Here is a 24,667-nt window from a genome sequence, read left to right as displayed (position 1 = left end):
GAAATTCATCCTTGAAATGTTGAAATGTTTTATTGGATTTTATTTTATCGCTTTTCCTTGTTCAATGCAAATCAATAAATTAAATGAATGGTGTAGGTGCTTCATGAAACTTTCGAATCGATTACAGCGAATACATGATCAAATTCCCGATGGCAGCCGCATGGCTGATATCGGTTCAGACCACGCGTTGCTGCCAGTAGCCGCAATCCGCAGTGGGAAAGCTGCAAATGCAGTAGCCGGGGAAGTCAATCCTGGCCCTTATGATGCTGCATGCAAACAAGTCAGCGATGCTGGCCTGAAAGAAAAAATCACGGTGCGTCGTGGAGACGGTCTTGATGTGATCTCTGCGGGTGAAGTGGATGTCATCACCATCGCAGGCATGGGCGGTGCCTTGATTGCTTCTATTTTGGACAGAGGTTTATCCAAACTGGAAGGAGTCCAGTTACTTATTTTGCAACCAAATGTGGGTGAGGATATCCTCAGACGCTGGTTACTGGAGCATCACTGGGTAGTTGTAGCAGAACAGTTGCTCGAAGAAGATGGAAAGATTTATGAGATTATAACGGCGATGCCACAATCTGTAAGCCCGATCGCCAATGTAGAGGTGTATCGTGCACGTCCGCTTCAAGGCGGGACAGAATTGACGGAAGATTTGCTGCTAAGGATGGGGCCTTATTTGGTTGATCGACCGACGGATGTATTTTTTGCCAAATGGGAAAGTGAGATCATCAAACTGCAAGGGGTTGTTAACTCCATCTCCAAATCCGATCAGGATTCTTCCCGGGACAAGGCGGCTGAGGTAGAGCGCCTTATCGCAAACTTGAAGGAGGTTTTGGCATGTTTGCCAAAGGTCAAACTGTAATTCAACTGATGGAGCAACTCGCTCCCAAACATCTGGCTGTACCGGATGACCGCATTGGTCTCCAGCTCGGCAGTTTGCAAAAAGAAATCCGTCACGTGTTAATTGCTTTGGATGTGACGGATGAAGTGGTGGACGAAGCGATTCGTATTGGTGCCAACCTGATTATCGCTCATCACGCTATCATTTTCCGTCCAGTTAAATCACTGAGTACAGATACACCTATGGGTAGATTGTATGAAAAGCTGATTAAACATGATATCGCTGTCTATATCAGTCATACAAACCTGGATGTGGCCGAGGGTGGTATGAATGACTGGATGGCCGAGGCACTTGGCATCGAGAGTAAAGAATCGCTGGAAGATGTACACACAGATCATCTGTACAAGCTGGCTGTGTTTGTGCCTCGTACCCATCATGAACAGGTTCTTCAGGCCATTTTGGAAGCCGGAGCGGGGAGTATCGGTCAATACAATAAGTGCAGCTTTAACACGGAAGGTACAGGAACGTTTGTGCCTGGTGAAGGGACTCAACCGTTTATCGGTACCCAAGGGCAGATGGAACGTGTGGAAGAAATGCGGATTGAGACCATCGTACCCCAAAGTCTGAGAAGTAAGGTCGTTCAGGCGATGCTTAAGGCTCATCCGTATGAGGAAGTGGCCTATGACCTCTATGCAATGGATTTAAAGGGCCGTACGCTCGGTCTGGGACGCTTGGGACCCCTTAGGGAGCCTAAGACATTAGGTGAGCTTGTGGAGGTTGTGAAGACCCAATTCAATGTGCCTCATGTACGTGTGGTAGGAGATCTGAACAAGCAGATCAAAAAAGCAGCGGTTCTTGGCGGCTCTGGCAGCCGTTACGCGCTCACTGCCCGCTTCAAAGGTGCGGATGTTATTGTGACCGGAGATATTGATTATCACACGGCTCATGATGCGTTAATGGCAGGTATGTGTATCATCGACCCGGGACATAATTCCGAGAAGATTATGAAACCAAAAACAGCGGATTGGCTTCGTTCCCGTTTGGAAGAGAAACGATATGATACGCAAGTTACAGCTTCAGAGGTTGATACGGAGGTATTCCAATTTATCTAAAAAGACCGTTGCTGTGTAGTTCCCAGTAATATTAAGCTTGTCTGGGAACCTAAATGCCTGTATACTATGTAATGTTGTTCGGAAAGCTTGACAGACAATCGCTGGTGGCCTTTGTTGCCACGAGAGGAAAGTCCGGGCTCCACAGGGCAGGATGCTGGATAACGTCCAGTCAGCGCGAGTTGAAGGATAGTGCCACAGAAATGGACCGCCGATGGCCGGATTTTCCGGCACAGGCAAGGATGGAACCGAGGTGTAAGAGACCCCGAGGAACGCTGGTGACTTCGTTCCTGGTAAACCCCATCTGGAGCAAGACCTAATGGGACACAGCCGCCTCTTCTGAGGAGGCAACCTTAGCCCGAGGTGTGTCTAGGTTGGTCGCTTGAGCTGTGCAGCAATGTATGGCCTAGATAGATGATTGTCGCTTCTGGTGGGAGGGTAGTTCCCGTATGAACCACGAAGAGCACAGAACCCGGCTTACGGTAAGCTTTCCTAACTGCAACAACAACACTATTGCAACACAATGTAGTCCACCTATCAGTCGAGGACAACTCGTATGAATCATCCGATGGCCTGACTGATCAGAAGGACCCATGAACATCTAAAAAAACATAATTCCTGTTGATAACAGGTTCTATAAAAATAAGGCGGCAGTTCCGAGATTCTCGGGCCTGCCGCCTTATTTTTGTTTCTCATATCAATTTATTAATCTTCATACGCTAATGGAATAGCGAAACTTTTATGACAGTTCATTACAGTGTAACAACACTGTCGGATGTTAAGGAAGCATGCCAACGTTGGATGGCGCGATCCATTCTTTCCACGGCTTCCGGAAGGAGCTCAGGGTCCGTATGAGTAAAGTTGATCCGCATGCGGTTTAACTCTGGTGTACCTGCATAGAAGGAATCACCAGGGACAATGCACACTTTCTCCTGGATACCATAAGTGAACAGATTGCTTGCAAGCATGCCTTCAGGCAATTGCAGCCACAAGAACATGCCACCTTGTGGTGAATTCCACGAGATGCCTTTCCATGCTTTGGCTGCCATAAGAGTAGTCAATGTTTTCATGCGTTTTTCGTAATCCTCTGAAATATGGCGGATATGTGCATCCAGATCGAAAGATTCAAGCAGTGCATGAAGCGCTCTTTGGTCAATGCTGCTGGAGTGCAAGTCGGCACCTTGTTTGGCTCGTGCTGCCATTTTGACAATATCGGGAGCAGCCAGTATCCAGCCCGTACGAAGGCCAGGTGCTACCGTTTTGGAGAATGTACTGGTGTAGATAACGTTGGAAGGGCCGTCATAGGATACTGCATCCAGTTCTGCGAGAGCAGGGACATCCAATTGCTCCGGATTGAACCGAATTTCACCATAGGGGTCATCTTCCAGAATGAGTACACCATATTTGCGGCACAGATCCACAGCCTGCTGTCTTCTTTCTCGTGACCACACTTTTCCCGTAGGATTGGAGAACGTTGGATTAATATAGACAAGTTTTGGACGATGCAACTGGAGCTGTTCCTCGAGAGATTCAGGCAACATGCCGTGATCATCACAGGCTACGCCGTGAGATTCAGCCTGATAGGAATGAATGACTTGCAGAGCAGCGAGGTAGGTTGGTGATTCAACCAATACGCGGTCACCCGGGTCAAGAAGGATGCGGCAAACCAAGTCAATGGATTGCTGTGAACCCGTAGTGAGAAGCATGTGATCGGGTGAAGCGGGAATGCCCTTGGATTCAAGACGTTCGGCGATTTTGGCGCGAAGAGGACGGTAACCCTCAGTCTCCGCATATTGAAGAGCGGCTGCTCCGCTCATAAATACTTTTTCATATGCAACGCGGATGGCTTCCAGCGGGAATGAAGTCTGGGCTGGTAATCCACCGGCTAGTGAGATCATTCCAGGTGCCTGAGCGGCCTGGAGCATGTCGCGAACGACAGAGGACGGGGTTTTTTGTGCCATTTTGGACCAAGGGATACTCATGTTATTCTCATCTCCTGTTATTCACTGTTATACTGATATTATAAACTATAATAGACGGACTACACTATAACAGTAAAATGAAGATCATAACAGTTGGGGGAGCACATATGCATATTGAATTAAAACGGGGAAGCAGTACCAAATTGTACGTGCAGATTGCGCTAACGATTGCCGATCGCATCAGATCAGGACTCATTGAACCCGGAACCCGGCTTCCTTCTGTGCGTAAAATGACTGCGGATTTGGGTGTCAGCCTGGTCACTGTATCCAAAGCGTATGCTGAACTTGAAGCGATTCAATTGATCACCTGCTCCCAGGGGAAAGGTTGTTATGTGAGAGGTACATTGAACGTGGATCAGACGGAGGATATGGACCGAACGCAGCGAAACCATGCCAACAGTGAATCCAGTACGTCATGGAATTGGCAGATGGCACTGGTGGATTATTTACCGAGAGCGCAGCTCTGGAGACATTTTGATACGTCACCTCAAGTGCGGTATGAACTTCATATGTCAGCAATTCAGCCTGAACTGTTGCCTACACGCGAGATTATCGACAGCGCCTACCGACTCTCCTCCGATCATACAGAGCGTATGGCGGCGTATGGATCTTTTCAGGGAGATCGGGAACTTAGACAGATCTTTGCCGAACACTTTGCTGAGCGTGGACTACAGGCTGCACCTGAACGCATGTTAATTACAAGTGGTGCTCAGCAGGGGATCGATCTTGTGGCACGAACTTTTGTCGGACCTGGGGATGTTGTATACATGGAGGCACCAAGCTATACCGGAGCCATTGATGTATTTACGAGTAGAGGCGCGAAGATCATTACGGTCCCGATGGATGACGAAGGCATGCGTATTGATCTGTTGACACGATTATGTGATACCTATCCGCCCAAGCTGATCTATACGATCCCGACCTATCACAATCCAACAGGTATCACGATGAGTGCAAGAAGACGAGCACAGCTTCTTAATCTCGCTCAAAGCTACCACTGCCTCATTCTGGAGGATGATCCGTTTGCAGATCTTTATTTTCGGGACCCTCCCCCGGCTTCCATTAAATCGATGGATGGGACAGGTCATGTCGTATATATCAAAAGCTTCAGCAAGGTGTTGTCTCCAGGTTGCCGTATAGCCTGCGCCATCGCAGACGGAAGTGTATTGACCCGGCTTGTGGCCGCAAAATCTACGGCGGACTTGGGGAGTCCGCTGCTTACACAAAAGGCATTGCAATCTTTCATTCAGAATCAGTACGGTGCCTATGTATCCCGATTGAGGGATGAATTGTATTCTCGCTTGTGCGCAGCATCTGAAGTGCTGGAAGAACATGCTACTATGGGTATGCAATGGCGCTTGCCAGAGGGAGGACTCAATCTGTGGCTCCAACTTCCGAGTAACTTGGATATGCGTGAGTTGCATCATCAGTCACTTGCTGCAGGGGTCTCTTTCCTCCCGGGTTCCGCCTGTTATGTAGGGGAGATGGATACACCAAGTCTGCGTATTTGCTTCACTGTAACAAACGTTGAGCTTTTGTGTGAAGGACTTCGTGTACTATGCCAAGTCATTGACAGAGTAACACCTGGGCAGGGTGGGACAGTGGCGGACAGGCTACCGCTCATTTAATTTTTCGGACTATGGACATACATCCAATCCACTTTCGATCTGTTGCAATAGGTTATAGTATCACCAGAAAGGGAGTTGGTTTTGAAATGAACCATTACTGTCCACCGCTTTGCCCGATTGTCTGTGACCCGATCCAGGTTGTTGAGGATTATTACATCCCACAAATCGTGCCTGTAATTCACCCGATTGAAGTGATCAAAAAACATCACTGTGTTCCGATTCATCACCACATGTATCCTGTTGTTGTCAAAGAAGAAGACCCTTGTTATGTATCCAGCCATAATCCGAAGAAAAAATCCGTGAAAAAATCAAGCAAAGCCCGCACAACTTCTCGCAAACGCTAATCGCAGCGGGTGCCCCGGGGAATTGGAGATAAACCAAAAAGAGCAGCGTACGCCCCGGGGCGCAGCTGCTTTTGTATTTTTTGCAGATTATCCTCATTACGCTTACTGCGTATACTTTTTCATCGTATTATCCATTTGTTGTCTGACATGTTGCGGCCAGAACTGCAAAGGAGCGCTGTTGCCTGATGCGGCTTGCAGTGCCTTATAGACATCGATTTGCCCATAGCCGAAATACTTATCGTGACCCGGATCACCGAGGTCAATAACACTTTGGCGCATCAAATCCATCACTTCTGTGTTGGTCAAGTCCGGGTTCAATGAACGAATCAAACCTGCAAGTGCGGCTACATGAGGGCTAGCCATGGACGTTCCAGACAAGGCCGCATACTGATTGTTTGGATAGGTACTGGCGATACTGGACCCCGGAGCCATCACATCCACATAGTCCCCGTAGTTGGAATAGGAAGCTTTGCTCATATCCGGGTCCGTAGCAGATACGGCAAATACTTCCGGATAAGCAGCAGGGTATCCTGGACGCTCGGTATTATCGTTCCCCGTGGCTGCAATCAGGACGATATCCCGGTCAAAAGCGTATTTAATGGCATCATGAAGAAATTGCGCATCAGCATAATTGCCGAGACTCATGTTGATAACCTTGGCTCCATGATCGGCTGCCCAGATGATGCCTTCGGCAACGGCATACGTGGTACCAGAACCCGAGTTGTCGAGTACTTTAACTGGTAGTACCTTGTTATACCAGCTCATACCTGCCACGCCTTCATTATTGTTGACAGTAGCGCCGATAATGCCTGCGACGTGTGTCCCATGTCCCACATCATCCATCGGTTGGCTTCCCGGCTCGACCACATTATAACCCTCAAGGAGCTTGCCCTTCAGGTCAGGATGATTCATATCAACCCCCGTGTCGACCACCGCAACGATGACATCTTTGTTTCCCTTGGTAATATTCCAACCTCTGTTTGTCTCAATTGCAGGCAGGTTCCACTGATAATCGGAGAACAAAATGTCATTGGGTATCGTTACATCTGTTTGTTCAGTTACAGTATCATTGGTTAAATACATATAGTGGGGCTCCATATAGAGTGGATTCCATTTGCTTTCGAAATAACTATGCAATTGTTTGTAACTCATGTGTTCTGATCGAAAAACATATGTGTATCCCAGCTTGCGCGCAGATTGCGCTCTTAGATCGGATTTAATGATACGCATATCCCGTTCACCGGGATCTTGGCGAAAACGGATGACGATTTCATTTTCATAAAAATGACTGGCATTGGCATTATCATGTCCGGTCTTCACTGTGATTTCGTTAAGCGTATCCGGGTGAACAGACTCAATTTTGAATTTACCCTCACGCGGATAAGGGATCATGCGCAGATTTTTGCGCTGATGTTGTTCAACAGCATTTAATACGTTCTGACTGAACAAGGCAATTACAGCTCTTTTGCCATCTTTGGAGGGTTGCCCCATAACAAAGTATTTTTCTTTTCCCAAAGGAAAAGATGAGGATTCAAAACTTTGATGTTTGTTTACCGCTTTTTTGGCAAGGTTGAGCGAATGTTGAAGCTTCTGTTGTTCCAACTTGCTTCCTTGTGTGGAGGCGTGATCAAAGGGCTTGTTAAAAGAGCCATTGGTATTCATGAGATGAATGGATCTGATATGTTCATGTGAACTTTGGAGATCATTCACATATCGGCTAACCTGCGCAGCATTCATTGTGGCGGTTTTCTCCAGCATGATACTGAGATGTTGCTTGGCATCCATACGGGTCAGAAGATCGGTTGCTTTGACATCCTGCACTTTTAGACGCTGCTTACTCGTGTGTTCCTCATGAGCAGAGTCAGACAGGGCACCTGGCTTAGGTTCGGGACGATTGGATGTTGGAAGCAGGAGCGTCAGAGCGAGTGCTCCTGCACCAGCTGCAAGGGCCCAGTTAATCCATTTCGGTCTGGACATGGTGGATGGAACCTCCTTCGTTCATTTTGGACAATCATTAACAGTGCTTCGTCGTTGTCACTGGTTATATCTATCGTTAGAAAAAGCGGATATTTTTATGCAGGCGGGTTCGAGTCTAACTGCGTATAATAGGCATGTTTAACGGCAGAAGCGGAAAGCATGATTAAGGGATACCGCTCGTCATCTTTTTATGGTAGGATTATAGCTGAGAATTCAAAGGTCAGGGGAAAACCACCGTTGGCCGACCTATATGTAAGGACTTATTTAAGGGGGAGCTACCTTTATGTCAGCAGCCAATGTACAGAAAACATGTGAGTCAACTAGGGAAAAGTTAAAACCGGCTATCGATCGGATTGAAAAATTTTTGAATGAGAATGCTTTGCCTGAACTGGATCAGAATCAGACGGAAGAATCAACAGCCTTCTACAAAGGATTTCTTTCAGATCTCCGTCATTTGCTCGTTTTTTCTGAAGTTTCTTACGAAAAACTTGGCGTTGTGCTGCGTCGTGCCAACTTTGATGTCGATTTTGCCGAAAAGGCTCTTTATAATACGTATCACCAATGCGTAAACAGCTTTTTCTATCCCAAAAATGAATGTTATTCCGAAGACGGAAGATACGCTTACACAGGACAAGATGCCATTCGTTTCCGTGACAAGCCAATCCGTGCAGTACGGGATGTCATTCTTGAGGTTTCCAAAACGTACGAAGAATTGCGCGATGATCTGGCATATTATGAAAGTGATTACCTGACTCAGCGCCGTATGCAAAATCAACGGAATCACGCCTAATTAACGTTTAAACCTGAATATGAAATTGGACGAAACCGCCCTTGTGGCGGTTTTTTTGTGTTTTTAGTGAGAATCAGACGAAGTGTGATCATGTCATCATCTGGCATTTTGACGGGGAATATCAGGTTTGTGGCGGGGAGACAATAGTAGTCGAGGTGATAAAAAATGAGCCAAGACAAACCAATTGTCAAATGCAGCGTCTCCAACTGCAACTTTTGGGGAGAGAACAACTTCTGCCACGCTGATGCCATCATGATTGACATTGACCAACATGCCACCCGTCGTCTGCATGAGGAATTTGCCGGTGAGACATTTGACTCCGATCATCATGATCATGCACGCACATCCTCTGCAACATGCTGTCACACGTTCAAACCCAAGTGAGCAGTCATCCCTATTCATAACGGAGGTGCTTCCCAATGAAAAATGACGATAATAAGTTTAATTTTCAGGATCGCCCTAAAATCAATGTTGACGGTGAAAAACAGCGTATGCGCGTCGATTATCCCAGAAAAGCACATCGGGAAGAATACGGGGCAGAGGTCGCTCCTCCGACTGTCGTAAGAACTGGAGGTACCGAACGGGCAGAGCCTGTACCTGAGAAGCATGAGGCAGACCGGGTCATGGAATCAACAGGCAAGGTTGCGGGTTACATGGGACTTGCCTTCGGGATCGCGTCTTTGTTCATGTGGTCAATCGTACTTGGACCGGCCGCAGCTGTACTGGGTTACTATGCATATGTGAATGGTCGGAAGACAGCGGGAGCCTGGTCCATTGGACTGGGTGTTGTAGCTACGCTGAGTTATTTTTTCATGATTCCATTCGCTCGTTAACGTGTAAAATGATTCATTCAAAAGCCTTCTGTTCTCACCCAAATACGGTGAATTACAGAAGGTTTTTTTCGTATATGCGCAGGCTAGGTGGGAAGATTCATATATTTTTATGAAAACAATGGAACCTTGCTGTAAAACGATGTAGAATAAGGTCATAATACGCTTAATTATACGGGAGTGGGTATAACTCATGCAGATTGATCCAAGCGGATCGCGGCAGTTGTTGGAACTGCAATTGTCCAATGTGAATAACCAAACCAGTGGATCACCATCGGATGCTGGTTCAACAGTGGATTTCGCCAATGTGATGGACGGGCTGTTAGGTACGGGTGCCAATTCGACGAGCAATACAGATTCCACCGCGACGGTCTCCAAAAGATCCAGTGATGGTTTGTTGTGGCTGCAACTCGGAAGCACGTACAATCCGGATATAAATACGGCAGGATCGTCCTCTGTCTCCAATAACATCGTTGAGTCTTTATTATCTTCATCCAATACAGGAATCGTGGATTCCGGTGCATCTGTACCTACGGATTATGAATCTTTGATTGCTGAGGCAAGTGCGAAGTACGGTGTTCCTGAATCATTGATCAAGGCCGTCATTGACACAGAGTCCAATTTCAACCCAAATGTCGTGTCCTCTGCTGGTGCCAAAGGGCTCATGCAATTAATGGATGGCACGGCTGCAGGGCTTGGTGTGAGTAATTCATTTGATCCTGCCCAGAACATTGATGCGGGTACGAAGTATCTTTCCCTTCAGCTCCAGCGTTTTGGTGGAGAAGTGAAGATGGCACTTGCTGCATATAATGCAGGACCAGGTCGTGTTTCACGTCTTGGCGTGTCGAGTGATAGCGAACTGATGAGTGTACTTAACCGTCTGCCTTCAGAAACACAGAATTATATCTCCAAGGTGGAGAAGGCACAGTCGAAATATGTGATCTAAACTCACAGATAGACATTTGTGAAAACACATGGTAGGCAGGATGAGATCAAATTTGGGAGCAGAAGCGCTTGAAACGCCTGTTCCCGGTTGGTCTTTTTGTGTTGTATGGGTATCGTGTTACAATGCTCACTGTAGGTTCATGAACGAAGAGATAAGGGAGGTCTAACCTCATTTGAAATATTTTGATTATGCTGCAACCACACCTCCCCATCCTGATGTGATTCGTACGATGGCCGAAATTATGGAGACACAATTCGGTAATCCGTCCTCCATCCATGGGTATGGAGAGCGTGCCGATCAGTTGCTGCGTCGTGCTCGATCTGGATGTGCTGCGGCAATCGGCGTTAAGCCTGAAGAGATTGTATTTACTTCCGGTGCGACCGAGAGCAATAATCTTGCGATAAAAGGTGTGGCATTACGTTATCAGTCACGAGGCAGACACATCATCACAACAGCTACGGAGCATGCCTCTGTGTACGAAAGTGTTATGCAATTGCAGCAGTGGGGATGGAATGTGACATTAGTTCCTGTGAATTCCGATGGAGTAGTGAACGCTCAGAAGGTTGTAGACGCGATCAGGCCCGACACGGTGCTTGTGAGTCTGATGCATGTAAATAATGAAACAGGAGCCATCCATCCGATTGCAGAGATTGGCAAACAACTCAAAAAGAAAGCACCACGGGTGCTTTTCCATGTAGATGGTGTTCAGGGTTTTGGGAAAATGGAGGCGAGACCTGCCGATTGGGGTGCAGATCTGTACAGTCTGTCTGCTCACAAGATTCGTGGACCGAAGGGAGCAGGTCTCCTGTATGTGCGAAGTGGAGTGGAGCTTACGCCACTATTGTCAGGAGGATCACAGGAGCAGGGCCTTAGAGCAGGCACAGAGAACGTGGCTTTGCTGGTAGGTATGGCAAAGGCCATGCGGATGGCAGCAGAAGATCAGGTTGATTTTGCCCGGCGTACAACGGTGCTCCGTAATCGATTGATGGAAACGATACGTTCCATTCCTGAATTTGAATTGAACAGTCGCACAGAGGGTGCACCTCATATTGTACACTTCTCCTATCCCGGGATGAAGGCAGAAGTGGCGCTGCACACCTTGGAGCAACTTGGCGTAACCATATCGACCCAATCTGCCTGTTCTTCACGTTCGGCTGAACCGAGTCGGGCTTTACTTGCAATGGGCAGAGATGCAGCTTGTGCTGCTGGTGGATTGCGTATTAGTCTTGGAGATGAACATACAGAAGAAGATGTAGCCTTGCTTGAGCAGGCTTTACATCAGATGGTGGCGCAGTTGCGACCCCTTGAAAGGCGGATGTGAATGGATATGAAATATGATATGCTACTTCTCCGTTTCGGAGAGTTTATGTTAAAAGGCAAGAATCGCGCCCGATTTGAGAAAACGATCATTACACAGGTGAAAGCTTTGCTTAAACCTTATCCAGGAGCGAGCCTTCGCAAAGAATATGGCCGTGTCTATGTGGATCTTGGCGGTGAATCACATACTGAACTGATTAAGGTGCTGAAGCGGGTATTCGGTGTGATGTCGATTAGTCCGGTTAAAGTTACTCCATCCGAGCTTGATGAGATTGTGAAAACTGCAGTTGCGTTTATGGACGAAAGGGAGGACGAATTCAAAGAAGGCACCACATTTAAGGTAAATGTAAGACGGGTATGGAAAGAGTTCCCAAACTCTTCCCATGAAATGAATCATCTGGTTGGTTCCCCGATCCTTCGGAAGTTTCAGCAATTGAGTGTTGATGTTCGCCAACCTGATATTGAACTGCGAGTGGAAATTCGGGATCAGGGCACCTATATTTTCAACGAAACCATTCCGGCAGTAGGCGGGTTTCCGCTGGGCACGAATGGCAAAGCAATGGTACTGCTATCAGGTGGTATAGACAGCCCGGTTGCAGCCTGGTCTTCCATGCGCCGTGGACTTGAAGTGGAATGTGTACATTTTTACAGTTACCCGTTCACAAGCGAGCGCGCCAAAGAGAAAGTCATTGATTTGGCACGTGCCCTTGCTGATCATGCAGGAACAATCAAGCTGCATCTGGTTCCGTTTACGGAGATCCAAACGGCATTTACCCAGCTGGGTCAGGATAACCTGATTATTACGCTGATGCGACGTTCAATGCTGCGAATTGCCTCCAAACTTGCTGAGCGTGAGCGGGCATTAGCACTGATCACCGGGGATAGCCTGGGCCAAGTAGCGAGTCAGACTCTTCCAAGTATGAATGTCATTGGTCGTGCGACGGATCTGCCACTTTTGCGACCACTGGTTATGATGGATAAACAGGAGATCATTACCTTGTCCAAACAGATCGGAACGTATGACATATCTATTTTGCCATATGAGGATTGCTGTACTCTCTTTGTGCCAAAGTCACCTTCAACCAATCCAAATCTTCGAATTGTGGATAAAATTGAATCAACAATGAGCCATCTGTCAGAATGGGTGGATCAAGCGGTGGAACAAACTGAAACGATCACGCTGCACGCCGGTGAAACTTCTGTGGTAACGAATCCAACAGGAGACAATGGCATGAAGGATGACTGGTTCTAAACTCAATAAAAATTAGCATGGCTGACATAATAAGGGCTATGTTAACTGCAAAAAAGGACTGTCCGATGAAATATCGTTCAGTCCTTTGCTGTATTCAGATGAAATTTTTAGTTTAAATTAGCCTACGAATAGGAGCGCTGCTGTTCCCCACCAGATCCCTTGTGGCTGGAACTGCTGGAGCGTTTGCGATAACCTGCAAAGACTACACCTGCAATAACTACAACGATAAAGAGAATGCGCAATGCCGGATGTTCAGTAAAGTAAGGCAAGAATCGCTGTTCCTCAGTGATCATATTGGAAGCCGTATACCCGAGAACAATGGCTCCGACATAGATGATCCAAGGAAAATGATTAATTAGCTTGATAAACAGGGTACTTCCCCAGACGATAATAGGTACACTAATCAGGAGTCCAAGGATGACAAGCACGAGATGCTGCTGCGCTGCTCCAGCAACTGCAATCACGTTATCTAATCCCATGGCTGCATCCGCAATCACGATGGTACGAATAGCGGTCCACAAGGAAGTTCCCGCCTGGACATCATTGTGTTCATCTCCCTGATCCGCCAATAATTTATAGGCAATCCAGATCAGAAGTATGCCTCCCACAAGCAAGAGCCACGGAACTTTAAGCAACCATAAAACAACAACTGTTGCTAAAATTCGAATCAAAAGTGCGCCGCCAGTTCCATATAGAATCGCCTTTTTCTGCACGGAAGGGTGCAAGTTTCGAGCTGCGAGACCAATGACGATGGCATTATCCCCAGCCAGAATTAGATCAATAAAGACAACGTTCAGCAAAGCCAGCCAGAATGTGGGACTAAATAGCTCCATGAGATATGTCACTCCTTATATACGGTTCAATCATTAAGAATAGCATGGACAACTCCGACATACAAGTTAATGTGGGGGGATGAGGACATGGATACACTATGGCTGTTAACTGAAATTTTAATGATCAATCTGGTATTAAGTGGAGATAATGCGGTTGTTATTGCACTTGCCAGCAAGGATCTGCCACCAATACAACGCAAAAAAGCGGTATGGTGGGGAGCTTTTGGTGCGGTGCTGCTGCGTTGTGTGTTAACCTTTGTAGCGGTATTATTGCTGGGAATTCCCTTTATCCAAGCGGCAGGTGGGCTGCTGTTACTCTGGATTGCAGTAAAGCTGCTGCTTCAAAATGAGGATGAAGTACATATTCGAGAAGCTTCTACGACCTGGAAAGCCATTCAAACCATTCTGATTGCCGATTTTGTAATGAGCTTGGATAATGTTTTGGCCATAGCTGCTTTGGCAGATGGAGATTTGGCTCTGATCGTCATCGGGATTGCAATCAGTATCCCCATCGTCGTATGGGGGAGTGGGTTGATTGTTGGTTTGTTGAAGCGATTTCCGATTCTTGTATTCGTTGGATCAGGCATCCTGGCCTTCACAGCAGGTGAGATGGTAATGAAAGACCCCAAGTTAGGAGAATGGCTGGGAGGTATGACATCAGAGGTGCATACGCTGCTACCCGTAGCCATGGCTTGTCTTGTGGTTGCGATTGGAGGCGCACATAAATTTGTGCGGAAGAACGCATAGTTTAATTTTGGATAAAAGCTTGAACATATGACCGTCTGAACCGTCCGGTTTAGGCGGTTTTGTGGTGAGATAATCCGCTTGTCAATACAACAACCATTGGGCTGGTCATAAGTTGCACATTTTAGGGTAATACAGGTAAAGGACGCACGCAAAGTGCGACATAAAGTATAGTTTTTTGCCGAAACATCGGATACACTAGAAGCATGATTAAAGGTTGGATTATCAACAGTCAGCATGGAATGTCTATCGTTTATGAAGAAATAAAGTACATAGCCATAGTATAAGAGGTGATTTTAGATGAGGATGAGAAATGAAAAAGCGATTGGACTATTTATTGCAGCTGCGGGAATTTTTATTCTGCTTGGCAAGTTTGGCGTGTTTGGATTTATTGGTCGTAATTTCTGGCCTTTGCTGATCCTGCTGCCAGGCATCGCCCTTCATGCGTTATATTATGCGCGTATTTCACCATCGTGGTCACTCGTTCCTGCCGGCATACTAACGGTGTATGGTGTTTTATTCAGTATAACGAATACATGGGGCGCTGGACTTATGAGCAGGCTGTGGCCAGCAATCTTGCTTGGGATCGCCATAGGGTTACTCGAATATGGAATGGCTGAACGACGAAGACCGGAATATGTGTTACCTGCAGCTTTGATCCTTGGTGCGGTGTCCATCATATTATTCGGATTTACCTTGCTGCAAACGGGAATAATCTATGTACTTGCTGTCCTTTTGATCTTGGGTGGAGTCTGGTTATTACTCGGACGAGGACGTCAAGGGAGAGGCTGGTAACATTCCCAGTGGTCTTTTCGTGCGAAATATCTTGATTTTTACCTATAATAAACTATAATATAAGGGATATAGACATGCGTCGGGATATCACCGACGCTTATTTTGTGAGTAACCTGTGAAATTGCGGGAAGTTTAAGTAGATATGATTTGAAATTGGAAAGGATATGGATACAAAACATGCATTCAAGAGAACACATTCGCAATATTGCGATTATTGCCCACGTCGACCACGGAAAAACAACACTCGTTGACAAGTTGCTCCAGCAATCCGGTACTTACCGAGATCACGAAACGGTACAGGAGCGCGTAATGGACTCCAACGATTTGGAGCGTGAACGCGGTATTACGATTTTGGCCAAAAACACGGCTATAACTTATAAAGATTACCTGATTAATATTGTGGATACACCAGGACACGCCGACTTCGGTGGTGAAGTTGAACGTATCATGAAAATGGTTGACGGTGTATTGCTCGTTGTTGATGCTTATGAAGGCTGTATGCCACAAACGAAGTTTGTACTTCGTAAAGCACTTGAGCATAACCTGACACCAATCGTTGTTGTAAACAAAATTGACCGTCCAGCGGCTCGTCCGACTGAGGTTATTGATGAAGTATTGGACCTGTTCATTGAACTGGGTGCCAACGACCAACAACTCGAATTCCCTGTTGTATATGCTTCCGCATTGAACGGAACATCCAGCATGGATAATGATCCTGCCAAACAAGATGACAACATGATGGCGATCTACAACACCATCGTTAGTCATATCCCACACCCTACCGAAAATGTTGAAGAACCGCTTCAATTCCTCGTTACTTTGATGGACTACAATGAATACCTTGGCCGTATTGCCATTGGTCGTGTTAACCGCGGTGTGATCCGTCAAGGACAATCGGTAACGGTTATTATGCGTGATGGTAAGAGCAAAACTGCACGTATCGAGAAACTGTTTGGTTTCCAAGGTCTCAAACGTATTGAGACGGAAGAAGCAGGAGCAGGCGACATCGTTGCCATTGCAGGGATCAAGGACATCAACATTGGTGAAACCATTGCCGACCCTAACAACCCGGAAGCTTTGCCAGTTCTGAAAATTGATGAGCCAACACTGCAAATGACGTTCCTCGTGAACAACAGTCCATTCGCAGGTCGTGAAGGTAAATGGGTAACTTCCCGTAAACTTCGTGAGCGTTTGTTAAAAGAGTTGGAAACAGACGTTTCCCTACGTGTTGACGAAACGGATAGCCCTGATGCATTTATCGTTTCCGGACGTGGTGAGCTTCACTTGGGTATCCTGATTGAAAATATGCGTCGTGAAGGATATGAGCTTCAAGTATCCAAACCAGAAGTTATCGTAAGAGAAGTTGACGGTAAGAAAATGGAACCTGTTGAGCGCTTGTTGATTGATATCCCTGAAGAGAGCATGGGTTCCGTAATGGAGAGCCTGGGCGCACGTAAAGCAGAGATGGTTAACATGGTTAACACAGGTAGTGGTCAAGTTCGTCTGGAGTTCCTGATTCCAGCACGTGGTTTGATCGGATATAGCACAAACTTCCTGACATTGACTCGTGGTTACGGTGTAATGAACCATGCATTTGACAGCTACGCTCCAGTAGTATCCGGTCAAGTGGGTGGACGTCACCAAGGCGTGCTGATCTCAACTGAAACGGGTACATCTACGTTCTATGGCATGATGGGCGTTGAAGATCGCGGTACGCTCTTCTTGGAGCCGGGTACTGAAATCTACGAAGGTATGATTGTTGGTGAACATACACGTGACAATGATATCGTTGTTAACATCTGCAAAGAAAAACAACTGACTAACGTTCGTTCTTCTGGTAAAGATGATACGGTTAAAATTAAAACTCCGATTATCTTCTCGTTGGAACAGGCGCTTGAATATCTGAATGAAGATGAATTTTGTGAGATTACACCAAAATCCATTCGTCTTCGTAAGAAGATCCTGAACAAATCCGAGCGTGAGCGTGCAGAAAAACAACGCAAAATGGCTTCTAAAGCCTAATAACAACAAAATAAGCTATATAAGTTAGCATTTGATGGGCCCGGCAAGTAACGAGAGGGTTGTACAGCTAAAGTAGTGTAGGGATCAGAATCGATTCTGAAGAAGCGAAGCGCTCGCCTTTATCCCCGGATTTTACCATTAAGAAAAGGATCAAAAAAATCTGGGGATAACAGCGATCAGAAGAACGAGCTGAGACCGAAACGGTCACGATGTACGTACTGGCTCTCTAAGTTGCTAAAGGGAACTCCATCAACCAGTTAACTTATACTCTAGCATGAACACGAAAGGAGCTGGCTGTGCATGCAAGCATGGTTCGCATCACACCCGATCGTAGCCTACATCGTCATCTTTGTATTGATTACTTACGTATATAACAAGGTGTTTCGGGTACGTCAGAAATTGCCACTTGGTAAGGAAATCGTTCTCTATATTTTGATGGCGATGGGCACATTCATGCTTCTTATTTTTCAAATCGACAAGCTTCCCATCATTCAATGTTTGCTGGTGGCGGTTGGTTTGATGTTATTAGTGAGAGTGCGTTATTTTATTGAAGGTCGTCAAAAGAAAAAAGCGGAAGCTGCCGCTCGAAATTCATAAATCCTGTCTTGTACAGACCATCCGTTTTCCTTAGGGAAAGCGGTTGTCTTTTATTTAGACAAAAACAGATGTGATAAAGGTGTTGAAGATATGAACTCAAATTCGAACGGACTGCCTCCACGGAGACAGGCACCGACGCAATCCGGTGCTTCTGGATCGAAGAATGGCAAGGGCAAGCAGCCTAAGAAGAAAAAGAGAATGAATGCTTTTGGCAGAATCCTTTTAAGTCTATTGGTTATTGCCATTGTGGTAGGCGGTGGATATGCGTACTGGGTATACAATCAAGTCGTGGATACAGGCATCGATAAACCGGTACCTCCCGGGATGTCAGCCACAACCAAACCGATCACGATGCTGTTATTAGGCACAGATAACCGTCCTGAAACTGGCACATATCTCTCGGATGTTGTTATGGTGGCTTCGTTGAATCCGGAGACCAAGACGGCAACCATTGTATCTTTGCCTCGAGACACGCGTATTCAATTGGATGGGTACAAATCCAACAAGCTGAATTCCTATTATCCAAGATTCAAAGCACAGGAAAAAACCACTGGCAAAAATGCAGAGGATCAGATGAAAGAAATGATGGGCAAGTATTTGGATGTAGATATTAATTATACAACCGTCCTGAATTTCCAGGCATTCCGTGATGCTGTCAATGCCGTAGGTGGCGTGGATGTGACTGTGGATAAAAATATGTGTTATAGAGATACAGCCGATGGTACAGATATCAATCTGGTCGCAGGCGCACAACATCTCGATGGTAAAGCAGCACTAGATTTTGTTCGTTACCGCAAATCCAATTGTAATCCAAAGACTGATGAATCCAATGACTTTGATCGTAACAAACGTCAAAACCAAGTGCTGAACTCCATGCTGGATCAGATGAAATCTCTTGGGGGCATTACAAAGATCAGCAAAGTGATTGGTGCAGTTGACAAGAATATGACGACAGATGTGGAATCGGAACAAATGAAAAACTTTATCTCGACGTATTGGAACATTTCCACTTCGGATGTGCATTATACTCCGGTTACTGGAGAGTGGAGAAGTCCATATGTGTATATTAATGAAACGGAACTCGCCAATGCCAAGCAGGCTTTACAAGATACACTTTCAGGTAAAGTAACGGCTTCGCCTTCAGGCGAATAACCTTCATTCTTTTGGGATTGGAAGCACGTTAATCGGTATGCTATAATAACATAAACCAAGTATAAGAATTGCATAAAGAAGGTTAGGGGGCTGGTTGAATGTCCGAAGCCGTCACACAATTAACTGAATCTCTTTTACAGCAATTCAAGAATGAGACCTTTGTGCTTCTGAGCACAGTGGATGTAGAATCCGGAGGTCCGACTTCAACAGCCATCTCCTGGATTTATGCGGAGAATGCTTCTACTTTTCGTGTAGCAATTGATCATCGTTCACGTTTAGTGAATAACATGATTACTAATCCGCTCATTACGGTTACTGTCTTTGGAGAAGAGACGGTGTACGCAGTGAACGGACGTGCTGCGGTACGACAAGATCCGCTGCTGGACGTTCCATTTAATATGTGCTGTTTCGACATTACAATTGAAGCAGTGAGGAATGCTCTGTTTTACGGCGCTCAATTGTCCTCTGTGCCTCAATATGTCAAAATATATGATCAGCGTGCTGCTGAGAAATTAGATGAGCAGGTTTTTGCTGCCATGAAAAAAGCCTAGTGAGAGATCACTGGGCTTTTTGTTGTCTTTTGTCTGATGAATGCAGCTGCTGCATTTGTTGTTTTTGATTCATGGGTTCATCCGGATTTTGACGGACTTTGACGTCTTTCGGGAGTTGAGGGATAATTCGTCCCACCATGTCAGCGAGTTCTGAAGCAAAACCGGAGATTGGGTGCCCTTGACGAATATGTTCACCAATCTCTTTAATTCGTTCAGTGACATCTGCATCAGCAGTAACGATGGAATCTATACCTTCGGGGTCTTTGCGAAGTGCTTCGGCAACAGCGTACTTAATAGTACCAACTCGAGCACGTTCCAGTTCACCATCAACATCGATGCCAACTACGGCTGTATTACCGATTATGACGCAGTTCGCATCTTCAACACCTTCTACTTGCTTGGCAAGGGCTTTAAGGTGATTGATTCGTTTTTCATTGGGCATCCGGCCACTCTGTGCATCATCCGCAATGTTGGTATCATGGACTTCACCTGTATTCTCATTGAGACGGTCCAAACGTGAAGGATTCATCCGATCTTCCTGTGCATTGAGCATGTGAGATCCTTTCCCTTGATCTTGCTGAGTTGTTACATTTCCTCCGTAACCTTTCGCATGTGTACCTTGATTCGGCGAAGCGCTGCGTGTGGAACTGTTGCAACCTGTAAGTATAAAGATCAGAAGCAGCGTGCAAACCCATATTTTCATAAATGTTCATCCTTTCTTGGAGTTTTTCAGAATGGTTGACAATTATTTTGCCCTAGTCGAATACATTTATGTATGGGATCATGATTGTCCATGCCGCTGCTGAAAGATCACACTATTCATGCCTTTAACGACGCCGCTTTGGAGGGGATTGAATGAAAAAGATTTTTGTATTGGATACCAACGTGCTTCTGCATGACCCCAATGCCATATTTGCCTTTGAGGAACATGAGGTAATCATTCCCGCGGTTGTACTGGAGGAGATCGACTCCAAAAAAAGAAATGCCGATGAAATTGGGCGTAATGCCCGTAATGTATCCAGACTGTTAGATGGATTACGAGAGCTGGGTCACTTGCACAGTGGGGTACCTTTGGCTAATGGAGGTAACCTGAAAGTAGAGCTGAATCATCGGAGTTTCGTGAAAGTTCAGGAAATGTTTGGTGAAGTGTCCAACGATAATCGCATTTTGGCTGTCGCACTGAATTATCAGATTGAGGAGAATGAAAAGGAAGTAGTCGAACGTCAGGTCGTGCTTGTCAGTAAAGATGTACTTGTGCGTATCAAAGCGGATGTACTTGGTCTGTTCACACAGGATTACTTATCAGATCGGACGGCAGGACTCAGTGAGTTATATCCAGGTTATACGGCCCTAAAAGTTCATCCGTCAGTGATTGATGAGTTTTACACATATCGTTTTTTACCAATCAAACCGTTGCAGTTGTCTTATTCGTTGTATCCGAATGAATTTGTCATTCTCAAGGATGAGATGGGAACCAATAAATCGGCTTTGCTTAAAGTGAACACAGAGGGAACAAAGCTGGAGCCGCTTTTCCTCAGCAATGACAATGTCTGGGGCATTAGCGCACGTAACGCACAACAACGCATGGCATTGGAACTGCTTTTGAATGATGACATCCCGCTTGTTACCATCACCGGTAAAGCTGGAACAGGGAAAACCTTGCTGGCACTTGCAGCAGGTCTGCTTAAGGTAGAGGATGATCATAAATACAAAAAATTGTTGATTGCTCGTCCTGTTGTTCCGATGGGGAAAGATATCGGTTATTTGCCTGGTGAGAAGGAAGAAAAACTTCGTCCATGGATGCAGCCGATTTATGATAATCTGGAGTTTTTGTTTGACACCAAAAAAGCCGGAGATATCGATAAAATCCTAATGGGGCTTGGCAGTATTCAGGTGGAGGCCTTAACGTATATTCGTGGAAGATCGATACCTGGACAGTTTATCATTATTGATGAAGCCCAGAACCTGTCGCGCCACGAAGTGAAGACCATTGTATCAAGGGTAGGTGAAGGCAGTAAGATTATTTTGATGGGAGACCCCGAACAGATAGACCATCCGTATCTTGATTCTGCCAGTAATGGTCTGACGTATATCGTGGAACGGTTCAAACAAGAGGGAATCAGCGGACACATCATGCTCGAAAAAGGAGAACGATCCAAGCTGGCACAGCTTGCAGCTGATTTATTGTAAAATTCAGGGGATTTATTTCCCGGAAAATGTTGTTATTAAAGCCGGCTCCTGGAGTCGGCTTTTTGCTGAAAAAATAAGTAAGCGTTATTACACAGAACTCGATATGCTCGTATTATGCAAAAATCCGAAAAAGTGTTTTTCGGCAGGGTAGGACAAGAGTACTACTTATTTGTTACAATAATTGCTGCAGGAAAAAACTAGGTGAACAGGGAGGGAAGTTAATGAAGCGTAGACATCAGGTTGTTTTATTCGCGGTATTGCTGCTTTCGTTAACGATCTTGTCACCGAGTTTTGACTTTAGAGGTTCGCAGCTCAATCAGGAACGCGATCAGGAGAAGGATGCTTTTCCTGGGTCTTCTTCCCGTAATGAAGATGCTCAAGCTCCGCTGGAGATTGTAGTGGCCATGTCGGATGAAGAGTTTCAAGCCTTTCAAAAAATAGCCAAAGAGGTTGCTGCTTCCCAGCTGGTAGAGATTAATCTTCGGAATGAGAAGCCAGATACATATAAGCATGTTTTGGATCTTGAATTTTCACTAGGAGAGAACGGTGATGTTGTTCTGCTTGATAGTGAGGAAGTGCAATACTATGCCCAAAAAGGGTACCTGTATCCGTTAAACGGAACAACATTATCGAAGTCGCTAGGAGATACGGTAGTTGGGTTGCGGGGATTGACAGAGTGGAATGGTTATCAGTGGGGAATGCCTTTTGATTTTGATCCGTACATTCTGGCAGCCCAATCTTCATTTCTGAAGAGAGCTGGTCTGGAGTCATTACCTCGAAATAAAGATCAGTGGGTCAAACTTACTCAACAAGCCATTGCGGAAGGCACCCCTATAATTACAATGAACATCAATGATATGTACGGGACGAATGCGTGGCTGAATCATTTGGAACCGAGAATGGCACCAGATCAAGTTAAACGAACACAAATAGATTCGCAAACGGGGGATCTTCAGCAGGGGATTCAGTTGATGAATCAGATTCAGCCCCTTATTAGGCTTGAGTCTACCAATCCAGGGTTCTCTCCAACTGCTGACCAAAACGACACACCAATGGTTGTATCATTGTTATCTCAAATATTGAATGCGGATCAAGCGAGTACAGTGGATAAAGATTCTTTGGAGCAGATTTCTTTCGAAACCTTGGAAACTGTAAATTCCAGAAGCCTTGTCATTACTGCAGGTTCGGTTGAGGCCGAGGAGGCCAGTAGATGGATTGAAGGAATGACGTCCGCTGCGACACAGCTGAAATGGTACCAACAGGTTAACCGGTTGCCCGCAAAGCAACAGGAACTGGATATGGAGTCTGAGAAACTCGTTGGACGTTATGACATGACAAAGGGACAATCCTGGTTCTCGACCACCCAAGATGTCCCTGCTGCAACGACCGAAAGTCATGCTCTAATAACTCGTTTTCATCAAAAAGTACAACAATTCTTAAAGGGAGAAATTACAGCGAATCAATACGTAGACAGTATTCGAACGACGAATTAACTTTAAGATCGTGTTCAAAAAGTCAGGTTTTCAACTTCGATGCTGATGATGCCACAAGGCATCCTTCGTAATCAAAAGCGGACTTTTTGAACAACCTCTTTAAAATGATATGGCTAGTTTTACTTCCAGTATGCCTTCACTTGTTGAAACGTCGGTTGCTTTGACAAACGACAGGATTTTCTGTGGATAGAATCCAAGGTCAAATTCTCTTTCCAGCATTCGGCGAGTGGTGTCTGGTAATTCAAGCTGGTTGAATACAAGTTTGTCCACATGAAAACGAATGGAGTTTTGAGGTTCATTTTCTACCGTATAATGTCCTTCAATGCTTAATTGCAACTGATCCCGCTGACCGGAAGCTATAATCTTATCCTGATTAAACTGAAAGGCAAAGTCTTCAAAGATTGGATTTTGGGAACGTAGAAATGCATTAAGCTCTTCCTGCCCAATTCGAATCGTATACGTTGTTCCAGTCGTGGATATACCTCCGTTTTGTTTTTGGATAAAATCAGGCAGGTTCTGCATGGCAGATGCCAATGCTTTGAAATATCGTTTCACCTCATAGATGCCGATATTCTCCCAATAAAGGGTCAGTTCATCCATCAGTTTCTGAATCGCTGCCGCATCTCCGCTGGTGGCTATTTGGGCATCCACTTCTTTTTGCAAGGTGACTACACGTTCCCGCTGGTTTTGAAGATTAGTCTTCATTTCGGTTAATTCTGTTGTAGTCTGACGAATCTGAGTGGAAGTCTGTTGCAGGTTGCGATAACGGTCCTGATACTTGTCCAGCACAGCCTGATCCCGTCCGATAATAATCTGGTAATAATCATACAGTACAAACAGGTCTTTGAATGACCTGGCTCCCAGGACCGTCATGAGGAGGCTGTCGCGTTCTCCTGTGTAGTAGGACCTCACTACAGCTCCGGCCCGATCTTGCTGAATATGTATCTGCTCTTCCTGTTCCTGAAGCTGGACGGATAATGTCTCGTATTGTTGAGCCAGCTGCTTCTGCCTTTCGGCGATGCGTTCGATTTCGTGATCGATTTCAACGATGGATAGACTTTTTTGCAATATCTCACGTGTATCCTCAGGTGAAGACTCTCCATAGGCATGGGCTAAAGGTAGCTGGAGGAATAAAATGATGCATAATATAAAGGCGGAAATGCCGTATTGACGTTTCACCGATCCATTCTCCTTTCAATTTCTTAAATGACAATCGTACAGGCTTGTTGTCTTCCAGACAATATATGAAACAAATACGTGAAATATCCTTAGTG

At 45.7% G+C, this 24,667-nt stretch carries 23 protein-coding genes and 1 other RNA gene; 19 read left to right on the top strand and 5 right to left on the bottom strand.

Annotated features, from left to right (window positions below; genetic code table 11):
* Nucleotides 1-103: 103 nt before the first annotated feature.
* The 3 genes from MHI12_RS21165 to rnpB all read left to right on the top strand — a co-directional run bounded on the left by MHI12_RS21165 (nt 104) and on the right by rnpB (nt 2,445).
* On the top strand, nt 104-862 hold the full coding sequence (locus MHI12_RS21165; protein WP_405170229.1) for a tRNA (adenine(22)-N(1))-methyltransferase: 759 nt from the start codon (nt 104-106) through the stop codon (nt 860-862).
* The gene (locus tag MHI12_RS21160) at nt 838-1,953 is read left to right on the top strand and encodes a Nif3-like dinuclear metal center hexameric protein (protein WP_405170228.1); all 1,116 of its coding nucleotides are present in this window, start codon (nt 838-840) and stop codon (nt 1,951-1,953) included. The genes MHI12_RS21165 and MHI12_RS21160 overlap by 25 nt, the downstream gene beginning before the upstream one ends.
* A gap of 82 nt (nt 1,954-2,035) precedes the next feature.
* Nucleotides 2,036-2,445, top strand: an RNA gene (rnpB, locus tag MHI12_RS21155) — RNase P RNA component class A.
* 257 nt (nt 2,446-2,702) lie between these two features.
* Here the strand turns inward: rnpB and MHI12_RS21150 are convergent.
* Nucleotides 2,703-3,932, bottom strand: a complete 1,230-nt coding sequence (locus MHI12_RS21150) for a PLP-dependent aminotransferase family protein (protein WP_405170227.1) — start codon at nt 3,930-3,932, stop codon at nt 2,703-2,705.
* A 107-nt stretch (nt 3,933-4,039) separates the two neighbouring features.
* Here MHI12_RS21150 and MHI12_RS21145 point away from each other — a divergent pair, with 107 nt between their 5' ends.
* Both MHI12_RS21145 and MHI12_RS21140 read left to right on the top strand, forming a co-directional pair.
* On the top strand, nt 4,040-5,560 hold the full coding sequence (locus MHI12_RS21145) for a PLP-dependent aminotransferase family protein (RefSeq protein ID WP_405170226.1): 1,521 nt from the start codon (nt 4,040-4,042) through the stop codon (nt 5,558-5,560).
* Nucleotides 5,561-5,646: 86 nt separating this feature from the next.
* The gene (locus MHI12_RS21140; RefSeq protein WP_036615016.1) at nt 5,647-5,904 is read left to right on the top strand and encodes a hypothetical protein; all 258 of its coding nucleotides are present in this window, start codon (nt 5,647-5,649) and stop codon (nt 5,902-5,904) included.
* A 102-nt stretch (nt 5,905-6,006) separates the two neighbouring features.
* On the opposite strand, the gene MHI12_RS21135 is transcribed toward MHI12_RS21140, so the two are convergent.
* Nucleotides 6,007-7,881 carry a S8 family peptidase gene (locus MHI12_RS21135; protein ID WP_405170225.1) on the bottom strand — a complete coding sequence of 625 codons (1,875 nt, stop codon included), beginning with the start codon at nt 7,879-7,881 and terminating at the stop codon, nt 6,007-6,009.
* A gap of 283 nt (nt 7,882-8,164) precedes the next feature.
* On the opposite strand from MHI12_RS21135, the gene MHI12_RS21130 reads away from it, so the two are divergent.
* The 6 genes from MHI12_RS21130 to thiI all read left to right on the top strand — a co-directional run bounded on the left by MHI12_RS21130 (nt 8,165) and on the right by thiI (nt 13,016).
* Nucleotides 8,165-8,671: a YpuI family protein gene (locus tag MHI12_RS21130; protein WP_062835484.1), complete on the top strand. Its 507-nt coding sequence runs from the start codon at nt 8,165-8,167 to the stop codon at nt 8,669-8,671.
* Between the two features lie 165 nt (nt 8,672-8,836).
* Nucleotides 8,837-9,055: a DUF1540 domain-containing protein gene (locus MHI12_RS21125; protein ID WP_074095869.1), complete on the top strand. Its 219-nt coding sequence runs from the start codon at nt 8,837-8,839 to the stop codon at nt 9,053-9,055.
* A 35-nt stretch (nt 9,056-9,090) separates the two neighbouring features.
* Entirely contained in the window at nt 9,091-9,504 is a 414-nt protein-coding gene (locus MHI12_RS21120) for a hypothetical protein (protein WP_036615008.1), read from the top strand.
* A 190-nt stretch (nt 9,505-9,694) separates the two neighbouring features.
* Nucleotides 9,695-10,447: a lytic transglycosylase domain-containing protein gene (locus tag MHI12_RS21115; RefSeq protein ID WP_405170224.1), complete on the top strand. Its 753-nt coding sequence runs from the start codon at nt 9,695-9,697 to the stop codon at nt 10,445-10,447.
* A gap of 172 nt (nt 10,448-10,619) precedes the next feature.
* A complete protein-coding gene (locus MHI12_RS21110; protein WP_405170223.1) occupies nt 10,620-11,768 on the top strand; it encodes a cysteine desulfurase family protein in 1,149 nt (382 codons plus the stop codon).
* Between the two features lie 6 nt (nt 11,769-11,774).
* Nucleotides 11,775-13,016, top strand: a complete 1,242-nt coding sequence (gene thiI / locus MHI12_RS21105) for a tRNA uracil 4-sulfurtransferase ThiI (protein ID WP_036615288.1) — start codon at nt 11,775-11,777, stop codon at nt 13,014-13,016.
* 122 nt (nt 13,017-13,138) lie between these two features.
* Here thiI and MHI12_RS21100 read toward each other — a convergent pair whose 3' ends face one another.
* Nucleotides 13,139-13,849: a TerC family protein gene (locus MHI12_RS21100; RefSeq protein ID WP_405170222.1), complete on the bottom strand. Its 711-nt coding sequence runs from the start codon at nt 13,847-13,849 to the stop codon at nt 13,139-13,141.
* Nucleotides 13,850-13,936: 87 nt separating this feature from the next.
* Between MHI12_RS21100 and MHI12_RS21095 the strand changes: the two genes are divergently transcribed.
* The 6 genes from MHI12_RS21095 (at nt 13,937) to MHI12_RS21070 (ending at nt 19,710) form a co-directional block, all read left to right on the top strand.
* Entirely contained in the window at nt 13,937-14,596 is a 660-nt protein-coding gene (locus MHI12_RS21095; RefSeq protein ID WP_340913951.1) for a TerC family protein, read from the top strand.
* A gap of 297 nt (nt 14,597-14,893) precedes the next feature.
* A complete protein-coding gene (locus tag MHI12_RS21090; RefSeq protein ID WP_405170221.1) occupies nt 14,894-15,388 on the top strand; it encodes a hypothetical protein in 495 nt (164 codons plus the stop codon).
* Between the two features lie 177 nt (nt 15,389-15,565).
* A complete protein-coding gene (typA, locus tag MHI12_RS21085) occupies nt 15,566-17,410 on the top strand; it encodes a translational GTPase TypA (protein WP_340913955.1) in 1,845 nt (614 codons plus the stop codon).
* A 300-nt stretch (nt 17,411-17,710) separates the two neighbouring features.
* Complete coding sequence (locus MHI12_RS21080; RefSeq protein ID WP_036614990.1) at nt 17,711-18,007, top strand: YlaH-like family protein; 297 nt, start codon at nt 17,711-17,713, stop codon at nt 18,005-18,007.
* Between the two features lie 90 nt (nt 18,008-18,097).
* The gene (locus MHI12_RS21075; protein ID WP_036614987.1) at nt 18,098-19,159 is read left to right on the top strand and encodes an LCP family protein; all 1,062 of its coding nucleotides are present in this window, start codon (nt 18,098-18,100) and stop codon (nt 19,157-19,159) included.
* A gap of 98 nt (nt 19,160-19,257) precedes the next feature.
* On the top strand, nt 19,258-19,710 hold the full coding sequence (locus tag MHI12_RS21070) for a pyridoxamine 5'-phosphate oxidase family protein (RefSeq protein WP_017687276.1): 453 nt from the start codon (nt 19,258-19,260) through the stop codon (nt 19,708-19,710).
* Between the two features lie 7 nt (nt 19,711-19,717).
* Here MHI12_RS21070 and MHI12_RS21065 read toward each other — a convergent pair whose 3' ends face one another.
* A complete protein-coding gene (locus MHI12_RS21065) occupies nt 19,718-20,413 on the bottom strand; it encodes a YhcN/YlaJ family sporulation lipoprotein (RefSeq protein ID WP_405170220.1) in 696 nt (231 codons plus the stop codon).
* Nucleotides 20,414-20,565: 152 nt separating this feature from the next.
* On the opposite strand from MHI12_RS21065, the gene MHI12_RS21060 reads away from it, so the two are divergent.
* Entirely contained in the window at nt 20,566-21,900 is a 1,335-nt protein-coding gene (locus tag MHI12_RS21060; RefSeq protein ID WP_024628438.1) for a PhoH family protein, read from the top strand.
* A gap of 221 nt (nt 21,901-22,121) precedes the next feature.
* Nucleotides 22,122-23,393 carry an extracellular solute-binding protein gene (locus MHI12_RS21055; protein WP_405170219.1) on the top strand — a complete coding sequence of 424 codons (1,272 nt, stop codon included), beginning with the start codon at nt 22,122-22,124 and terminating at the stop codon, nt 23,391-23,393.
* A gap of 99 nt (nt 23,394-23,492) precedes the next feature.
* Here MHI12_RS21055 and MHI12_RS21050 read toward each other — a convergent pair whose 3' ends face one another.
* Nucleotides 23,493-24,572 carry a hypothetical protein gene (locus tag MHI12_RS21050; RefSeq protein WP_405170218.1) on the bottom strand — a complete coding sequence of 360 codons (1,080 nt, stop codon included), beginning with the start codon at nt 24,570-24,572 and terminating at the stop codon, nt 23,493-23,495.
* Nucleotides 24,573-24,667 lie beyond the last annotated feature (95 nt).

The sequence above is a fragment of the Paenibacillus sp. FSL H8-0280 genome, from assembly GCF_045040665.1.
Classification (GTDB): Bacteria; Bacillota; Bacilli; order Paenibacillales; family Paenibacillaceae; genus Paenibacillus; species Paenibacillus xylanexedens_A.
This window is presented reverse-complemented; position numbering and strand designations above follow the sequence as displayed.

Excerpts from the sequence above, each read along its gene's own strand:
- MHI12_RS21165 (WP_405170229.1), top strand. The coding sequence starts at position 104 with ATGAAACTTTCGAATCGATTACAGCGAATACATGATCAAATTCCCGAT.
- MHI12_RS21160 (WP_405170228.1), top strand. The coding sequence starts at position 838 with ATGTTTGCCAAAGGTCAAACTGTAATTCAACTGATGGAGCAACTCGCT.
- MHI12_RS21150 (WP_405170227.1), bottom strand. The coding sequence starts at position 3,932 with ATGAGTATCCCTTGGTCCAAAATGGCACAAAAAACCCCGTCCTCTGTC.
- MHI12_RS21145 (WP_405170226.1), top strand. The coding sequence starts at position 4,040 with ATGCATATTGAATTAAAACGGGGAAGCAGTACCAAATTGTACGTGCAG.
- MHI12_RS21140 (WP_036615016.1), top strand. The coding sequence starts at position 5,647 with ATGAACCATTACTGTCCACCGCTTTGCCCGATTGTCTGTGACCCGATC.
- MHI12_RS21135 (WP_405170225.1), bottom strand. The coding sequence starts at position 7,881 with ATGTCCAGACCGAAATGGATTAACTGGGCCCTTGCAGCTGGTGCAGGA.
- MHI12_RS21130 (WP_062835484.1), top strand. The coding sequence starts at position 8,165 with ATGTCAGCAGCCAATGTACAGAAAACATGTGAGTCAACTAGGGAAAAG.
- MHI12_RS21125 (WP_074095869.1), top strand. The coding sequence starts at position 8,837 with ATGAGCCAAGACAAACCAATTGTCAAATGCAGCGTCTCCAACTGCAAC.
- MHI12_RS21120 (WP_036615008.1), top strand. The coding sequence starts at position 9,091 with ATGAAAAATGACGATAATAAGTTTAATTTTCAGGATCGCCCTAAAATC.
- MHI12_RS21115 (WP_405170224.1), top strand. The coding sequence starts at position 9,695 with ATGCAGATTGATCCAAGCGGATCGCGGCAGTTGTTGGAACTGCAATTG.
- thiI (WP_036615288.1), top strand. The coding sequence starts at position 11,775 with ATGAAATATGATATGCTACTTCTCCGTTTCGGAGAGTTTATGTTAAAA.
- MHI12_RS21100 (WP_405170222.1), bottom strand. The coding sequence starts at position 13,849 with ATGGAGCTATTTAGTCCCACATTCTGGCTGGCTTTGCTGAACGTTGTC.
- MHI12_RS21095 (WP_340913951.1), top strand. The coding sequence starts at position 13,937 with ATGGATACACTATGGCTGTTAACTGAAATTTTAATGATCAATCTGGTA.
- MHI12_RS21090 (WP_405170221.1), top strand. The coding sequence starts at position 14,894 with ATGAGGATGAGAAATGAAAAAGCGATTGGACTATTTATTGCAGCTGCG.
- typA (WP_340913955.1), top strand. The coding sequence starts at position 15,566 with ATGCATTCAAGAGAACACATTCGCAATATTGCGATTATTGCCCACGTC.
- MHI12_RS21080 (WP_036614990.1), top strand. The coding sequence starts at position 17,711 with ATGCAAGCATGGTTCGCATCACACCCGATCGTAGCCTACATCGTCATC.
- MHI12_RS21075 (WP_036614987.1), top strand. The coding sequence starts at position 18,098 with ATGAACTCAAATTCGAACGGACTGCCTCCACGGAGACAGGCACCGACG.
- MHI12_RS21070 (WP_017687276.1), top strand. The coding sequence starts at position 19,258 with ATGTCCGAAGCCGTCACACAATTAACTGAATCTCTTTTACAGCAATTC.
- MHI12_RS21065 (WP_405170220.1), bottom strand. The coding sequence starts at position 20,413 with ATGAAAATATGGGTTTGCACGCTGCTTCTGATCTTTATACTTACAGGT.
- MHI12_RS21060 (WP_024628438.1), top strand. The coding sequence starts at position 20,566 with ATGAAAAAGATTTTTGTATTGGATACCAACGTGCTTCTGCATGACCCC.
- MHI12_RS21055 (WP_405170219.1), top strand. The coding sequence starts at position 22,122 with ATGAAGCGTAGACATCAGGTTGTTTTATTCGCGGTATTGCTGCTTTCG.